Here is a 4267-nt window from a genome sequence, read left to right on the forward strand (position 1 = left end):
TTCGGTGTCAAGGCACTATTTTATCCTGAATATATAGTGGCATGCTATGCTTCAATGAAATTTGGGAAACCTGTAAAGTGGCAGGAGACAAGGACTGAGCACCTCCAAACCTGCCATGCCGGGAGAGGCGTACAGGCTACACTAACACTTTACGCTAAAAAGGATGGTAAAATTGCCGGCCTTGATGGAGAAGTGTTACTGGATAATGGTGCCTATTTTGCTGATGAAGCTTCCGCTGACCTTGGAAATGTAATTCATGAGATGACCGGCCCCTATCTTATTGAAAAGGCACATCTTATAGGAAAATACATGATTACAAATAAAGCGTTAAATGGCTATTACCGTGGTGCCGGGAAACCTGAGGCATCAATATTCATGGAGAGAATGATGGATCTTATGGCAGATAAGCTAAACATGGATATAGCGGATATAAGACTGAAAAATGCTCTTGAAAAACCTTTCAAATCACCCCTGGGATGGGATATTAATTATCCTACAAAACCATTTCTCGAAGAGGCTCTTAAATACTTTAATTACAGGGAACTGGCAAAGAAGGAGCATGTGGGCATATCGCTCTTTATACTGGATGAAGATACTGCACCAGGAGAAAGTGCCAGGATTATTGTAAAGGATGGAAAAGTGCATACATATCTTGGAGGCAATGTATCTGGCCAGGGACATGAATTGTTTGTTAAAAGCATACTTAGCGATGAATTGGATATAGAACAGGATTCAGTATCACTTGAATTGCAGGACACTGAAACCCTCTCTACCGGTGTGGGAACCTGGGGATCAAAATCGGCTATGACGCATGGATCCGTATTAATTCAGGCTGCTGAAGAACTGAAGAAGCAGGTAATCGAAAAATACGGAAAGTATACTCCAGAAATCCTCATGAAGCATGACTTTGACCTCACAACATTCTATAAGTTCGATTACAACGATAATGCAGTTAATTTCAATCTTGTGACCTCAAAGATTAACGAGGCAGGAGATCTGGAATCACTGAAAATAGGGGCATATTATGATGTTGGGAAGGTACTCAACATGGCAAATATCATGGGACAGACCGAAGGAGGAGCTCTACAGGCAATAGGGGAAGTTCTTTCAGAGACACTGAGATATTCAGAGGAAGGGCAGTTAATGACAACGAGCATCACCGATGCTGGTGTTCTAACCGCTGATCATGTCCCGGAATTTGACATAAAAATAGTGGAAAATCCCTCTGTACTGAAGGATAAGGCAAAGGGACTGGGAGAATCGCCAATGATTGGAATCCCGGAAGGATTAGCAAGATCCCTGGAGACTCAGATCCATAAAAGGATAAATATAATGCCTATTACACGGGAATTCCTCTTCGGAAAACAGTAATGTATAGATACCCTCATAAATTTTTAATACATTTATTTTATAAATCTATTTTTAACATATAAAATAACAGAACATTTAGTTTATTTCCTCAGCTATTATATATTTGTCTGGTCCCTTGAATATGTATATATTTTTGGAACCTGACAATTCCTTTTCAATGGAATTTTTGTAACGGTATGTTTCTTCTGGCTTCATTGAAAATCTGAAGAATACCTTCCCAGCATCTATACTGTGCAGCAACGAAGTGATTTCAAGGTTATTTGAGTAATCAACCACTGAATATTCCTTTCCGGGAAATGATTTTTCAAAGGAATTTCCAGAAAATATCTGTCGTCGTGAATCCAGGTATACAGGCGTCCAATCGGGGTGTACAACAAGATGAAGAAGTTTTGCATATGTGATAGAAATATCGGGTACATATATATAGGATCCAATTTGGACATTATTTTCTACTTTGGTTTTAAAATCTTCCGGTTCGCCTGTTATAATTATATTCTCTGGAAGCACTACTGCAGTACTGATATTTTTTGAAATGGATGGTGAATATAATGTTAATCTATTCAGAGCACCTTTAATAGATATATATTCCTTTTCACCCTTTAGTGGTATGTTTTTCCATTCCATATGTGGAGGAAGATCTAAGACATACCCGGATACCTTGGGTTTTACATGTAATATTTCCTGTGGATTTGGAGAAAACTTTAAAAATATTTTCTCTATTGAATTCACCGGTCTTAATGGATCTGAAAATAAAACATATCCTGAAAAATCATTATTAATGGAAAAAAAATCTCCTCTTAAGAAGGTAGCTCTGGAATTATATGGTATACCATTTAGACATGCCATAAGATATCTGTTGCGGTCTATTTCTACACCGGTAACCATTGAATACTCAGAAAGCATTATGTCCTGCATTCCGGCACCACTGCCCGCATCTATAATTTTATTTCCTGCCAGTTTTTTTGCCCTGTATTTACCTATTATNTCAGGCGTTGAATACATTGATGAATAATAATCCATAAAAAGATGGTTGTATTTAGAAAATTTGTCTGCAATTTTAATTCTTGATTTTGCGAATTCAAATAAATAATCAAAATTGTTTCTATGGGTTTTCTTTATTGATTCAGGCGAATGCCCCATATGAATCAGCTCCACAATTTCGTTTATTTCATTGTCAATGCACTCATAATATTTTTCTGATTCAATGAGTTTATTTAAAAAATTATAGAGATTCATTTGATTTCAAACTGGTTTATTGCATCAAGGAGGTCATTCATTTCCATAAGTGCCTGTGAACCATACATCAGTACTGTTACATATCCTGCTTCCATTAACTCCTTTCTGGTTGCACCTGCCTTTATAGCTTGGTTTACATGGTATGAAATGCACCACCCGCATCTCGATGCTATACTCAGACCAAGAGCTATCAATTCTTTTGTTTTAGTATCAAGCGCACCCTTTTCCATAGTGGCATCCATGAATTTCATAAAAGCTTCCGTGAATTCATTATTGTCCTTTCCCGATTCCTTAAGTATCCTGTTAACTTCTTGCACTTTTTTTGCTGCATCCATTATTATCGTAGATTTATTACTAATGCCTATTTCAATATGACTAAAAACACACACATTCGTCTTTGAACCATAATGTTATGATTTTAGTTAACCTTGTTAATATTCACTATTTAAGGGGGCAGACCAATAGAAATCATCTAACAAATATATTATCCAAATCGATATATTGATTTATTATTATATTCTACTGTTAGCCATGGAAAGAATTATGGCATTGACCACATCTGCCCCAAAAGGTGGATTATCCTACGGTAAAATACATTTACCCATAAATATAGAAGGCAAGGCAAAGATTAAGCCTGTATACACTGGGCTTTGTGGTACAGATAGGGCAGAAATTGCAGGAGGACTGCCATTCACATACAACCCGGTAGGACAGGATTATATGATTATCGGTCACGAGGCAGTATGCCAGGTACTGGATATAGAAGAAAACAACTTTGGCATTAAATCTGGGGATTATGTGGTTCCGGTTGTAAGGCGTCGAGGATCATGCATAAACTGCAGGATAGGGAGACCTGACAATTGTTCAGATGTTGATCATGATATCCGTGAGGCTGGAATAAGGGGGCTTGATGGTTTTAATGCCGAGTATTTTTATGATACACCGGAAAATTTGATCAAAATCAATGAACAGTCAATGTTAAAGGTAAGTGCCCTCACAGAACCTGTCAAAAATGTTATGAAAGCCTTCGAAGTTTTTGAGAAGCTTTCGGAGCGTTCCATATTCACTGGTGACGATTCCACATACCTCCTAAAAAACTGCCTTATAATCGGTACAGGTAGTGAAGCTTTTCTATATGCATTTATGGCCAGGGAATACCGCATGAAGGTTTACATGACAAACCGGCACGAACTTGGTGAACAAAAAATGAAAATTATTGATGAAATCAGTGTTTCGTTTTATAACTACATGAAGGATCAAGGCCCGGACAAAGTAGACCTGATAATTGATACCAGTGGTGATCCAGCAACCATAATGCGTTTTGTAAGAAAGTTGAATTATAACGGAGTAGCTATTATGTTCGGCACAAACGGGGCAGCTTCAGACACTCCAATTTCAGGAAACGACATAAACTACATAGTTGAACATAACATTACAATAGGAGGATCGGTTGACGGTTCCAAAAAGCATTATTTGAATGCCATACAACATCTTGAAAAATGGAACTATTCAGAAGGTGGTGCTGTAAATAAGCTTATAACAGGAATTTATGACCCCGACGATACAGGAATATTCATGGAGAAACCATCAGATGAAATCAAATCCATAATAAAGTGGTGAAAATGTTACTGGACGGAAAAGTAGTGGCAAATAAAAAGAT

General features: G+C 37.5%; 3 protein-coding genes. 2 read left to right on the forward strand and 1 reads right to left on the reverse strand.

Translation table 11 applies throughout. From position 1 onward, the window contains the following. Positions 1 to 1371 (forward strand): molybdopterin cofactor-binding domain-containing protein (locus AMDU4_RS13040; RefSeq protein WP_290705443.1); only part of this gene is annotated, 1371 nt, incomplete at its 5' end. Positions 1372 to 2603: 1232 nt separating this feature from the next. Here the strand turns inward: AMDU4_RS13040 and AMDU4_RS13045 are convergent. Next, positions 2604 to 2942: a carboxymuconolactone decarboxylase family protein gene (locus tag AMDU4_RS13045; RefSeq protein WP_290705446.1), complete on the reverse strand. Its 339-nt coding sequence runs from the start codon at positions 2940 to 2942 to the stop codon at positions 2604 to 2606. A 196-nt stretch (positions 2943 to 3138) separates the two neighbouring features. Here AMDU4_RS13045 and AMDU4_RS13050 point away from each other — a divergent pair, with 196 nt between their 5' ends. Continuing rightward, positions 3139 to 4227: an alcohol dehydrogenase catalytic domain-containing protein gene (locus AMDU4_RS13050; RefSeq protein ID WP_290705449.1), complete on the forward strand. Its 1089-nt coding sequence runs from the start codon at positions 3139 to 3141 to the stop codon at positions 4225 to 4227. Positions 4228 to 4267: the final 40 nt, after the last annotated feature.

The sequence above is a fragment of the Ferroplasma sp. Type II genome, assembly GCF_000496155.1.